The 2,746-nt window shown below is 73.1% G+C and carries 3 protein-coding genes and 1 pseudogene; 1 reads left to right on the top strand and 3 read right to left on the bottom strand.

The genetic code is table 11. From position 1 onward, the window contains the following. Positions 1-908, top strand: a pseudogene (locus QOL99_RS16310) (AAA family ATPase); the annotation flags it as partial. A gap of 321 nt (positions 909-1,229) precedes the next feature. Here QOL99_RS16310 and QOL99_RS16305 read toward each other — a convergent pair. From QOL99_RS16305 to QOL99_RS16295, 3 genes are all read right to left on the bottom strand, one after another. Next, positions 1,230-1,790 (bottom strand): type I phosphoribosyltransferase, encoded by a 561-nt coding sequence (locus tag QOL99_RS16305; protein WP_285525362.1) that lies wholly within the window; start codon positions 1,788-1,790, stop codon positions 1,230-1,232. After that, entirely contained in the window at positions 1,780-2,019 is a 240-nt protein-coding gene (locus QOL99_RS16300; protein ID WP_285525360.1) for a hypothetical protein, read from the bottom strand. Before QOL99_RS16300 ends, QOL99_RS16305 begins: the two co-directional genes overlap by 11 nt. 5 nt (positions 2,020-2,024) lie before the next feature. Continuing rightward, positions 2,025-2,746: SbcC/MukB-like Walker B domain-containing protein (locus tag QOL99_RS16295; RefSeq protein ID WP_285525359.1), on the bottom strand; the 722-nt coding region annotated here is incomplete at its 5' end.

Genomic DNA, 2,746 nt, shown 5'->3' with positions numbered 1-2,746 from the left:
AGGTCGCCCGCCGCGAGGCCGCCCTGGGCACCCTCGACGAACACGAACTCGCCCGCGCCGAGGCCGAGCGGGAGGCCGCGACCCAGGCTTACACCTCCTTGATCGGGGAGCAGAACCGGGTCCGCGCCCGCCTGGAGGACCTGCGCCTGCTCGTTGCCCGGCGCGAGGGGAGTCTGGAACCGCTGCCGGACGGGTGCAGCCCCCCCGGAACCCCCCGCGAGTGGACCGCCGAGCTGTCCCGCGTCCGGGCCGAGCTGGAGCGCCTCGGTCCCGTCAACGCCCGCGCCGAGGCCGACCACGCTCTGGAAGCCGCCGAGCTCGAGCGGCTCTCCGCCGAACTCGGGGACGCCGAGGCTGCCGCTGCCGAGTTGCAGGCCCACCTGACCGAACTGGAGGGGGCCGAGGAGGGGGCCACCCGCGCGGCCTTCGGGCGGGTGAACGCCGCCTTCCGCGAATACTCCGGCGAACTGCTGGGGGGCCAGGGCGACCTGGAAGCCGAGGAGGACGCGGCAGGCCGCCTGACCGGGCTGCGCCTCGCCGTGCAGCCGAGGGGCAAGCGCACCCGCTCCATGACCCTCCTCAGCGCGGGCGAACGCACGATGGCGGGGCTGGGGTTCCTCTTCGCGCTGAACCACGCGGGCGGGGAGGGCGGCGCGGGCGGCCTGCCCCTCGCCGTGCTGGACGAGGTGGACGCGCCGCTGGACGAGGCGAATATCCGCCGCTTCACGGCCTTTCTGGAACGCTTCTCCGCCCGTGGCGCTCAGTTCCTGCTCGTCACCCACCAGAAGGCCACCATGGAGATCGCGCACGCGCTGTGGGGCGTGACCACCGACGCATCCGGCTCAAGCCGCGTCCTGAGCATCCGTCAGGGGGACGAGGCGCCCACGGCGCGGCCCTCGGCGGTTTGAGGGGGATGCGGGGATGCCTCTCGTCTCCTCCCCGCGCCCTCCTGACCCATTGGCAGCGGCGGGAGTCTGGCAAACTCGCCCGCTGGCTCCCCGCTTCCGGTGCCCGGTCTGGCCCCTGGCACACGCCGCCGACGGGCCGGGAGGTCAGGGCCGCCCGGCTGCACTCCCTCCGCCAACGCCGTCGCGGACCTGTTCTGCGTGGTCGGCGGCGAGCTGGAGTAGCAGCGCCGCTCCCGGATGGTTCACCTCGGCCCCGAGGGGTTGTGGGTGCCGCTCGTGGGCTATGCCGTGCCGTTGCCGCCCGGGGCCTGCGGGCCTGGCCTACTCCCGAACGTCCTGCCAGTTCAGCCCTTCCCCCGCCGTGCACAGCGGGCACTCTGCCGCCGTGAAGGTCCGGAAGGGCGGCTCCGTCAGCGTGACCAGCCGCTCTCCCTCCAGCCGCGTCCGGCTGAGCCACGCGCTGACGCCGAGGACCGTGTGGCCCTCGCCGCGCAGGAAGGCCAGGACCGCGCGGGCGTCCGTCCCGGTGCAGATCAGGTCGTCCACGTAGACGACGCGCTCGCCGGGCTGGGGCACATGCATCCGGTGCCAGCCGGGTCGCTCGCCTGTCAGCACGTAGGCGACGGGCAAGCCGAGGTGCCGCGCCACAAAGGAGGCCAGCACCGCCCCACACGCGGGCGCTCCCACCAGCAGGGTCGCCCCCGGGAACGCGGCCCGCAGCGAGTCGGCCTGCACCGCTGCCACCGTGTCCAGCGTGGCCGGGTCGCGGACGAGCTCGCCCTTCTCGGTCCAGCCGTCCGCGTGCAGACCATTGCGAAAGGCGGTGTGGCCGAAACGTAGGGCGCCGCGTTCATCCAGCAGCCGGGGGAGGTCAGAGGTCACGTCCAAGCGCCCCTTCCAGCACTGCCCGTCCCAGCGGCCCCGCTACCCACGGCAGGAAACGGGCGACCTCGGCGGGGAAGACAGCGACCCGGTAGCGTGTCTCAAACGCGGGTGTGAAGGTGTCCAGCCGCACCCGCGCCTGGAAGCGCAACTGGAGATACGGCTCCGGCGTCAGCCCCTCCACCCGCACGGCCCCCAGCAGACGGCACGCCAGTGCGTCGGCCAGCATCCGCCTCACCCGTCGAGCCGCTGCACGCTGCTTCCGGCGACGCTCTTGGTGACCAGCAGGCGACTCGGCAGGCGCTCGGAGAGGCTCTCCACGTGCGTGACCACGCCCACCATGCGGCCCTGGGTGCGGAGGTTCTCCAGCGCCCCGGCGACCGCCTCCAGCGCCTGCGGGTCGAGGGTGCCGAAACCCTCGTCGAGAAAGAGCGCCCCCAGCACCTTGTTTCCGGCGAGGTAGTCGCTCAGGGCGATGGCGAGCGACAGGCTGGCGAGGAAGGTCTCGCCGCCCGACAGGGTCTTGACCCCGCGCGTCTCACCCGCGTTCCAGAGGTCCTGCACGACGTACTCGCCGTTTTCCAGCGCGAGGCGGTAGCGGCCGTCGCTGATGTCGTAGAGGAGTGCGCCTGCCCCGGTCAGCAGTTGCGCCTCGACCTCCGAGAGCAGGTAGCTCTGGAATTCGTTGGCCTTGAGGGTGTTCGTGAGGGTCTGCCAGGTGTCGAGCTGCCTGGAGATCTCCCCCGCCTGCCGCTCGATCTCGGCCTTGCGTTCCAGCCGCTCGCGGGCGACCCGCTCCTGCTCGGCGAGGCTCCCGGCCCGCTCGCGGGCAGTGGTGAGCGCCGCGTCGGTGGCCGTGAGGTCGCGCTCGGCCTGGCGCAGATTCGCGGGGTCGAAGGGCTCCAGCCCCAGCTGCCGCTCCAGTTCCGCGAGCTGGGCCCGCAGGTGCCCCACCT

The sequence above is a fragment of the Deinococcus rhizophilus genome, from assembly GCF_030271215.1.
Classification (GTDB): domain Bacteria; phylum Deinococcota; class Deinococci; order Deinococcales; family Deinococcaceae; genus Deinococcus; species Deinococcus rhizophilus.
The sequence above is the reverse complement of the archived record's forward strand: the minus strand, read 5'-3'. Positions and strand labels throughout refer to the sequence as shown.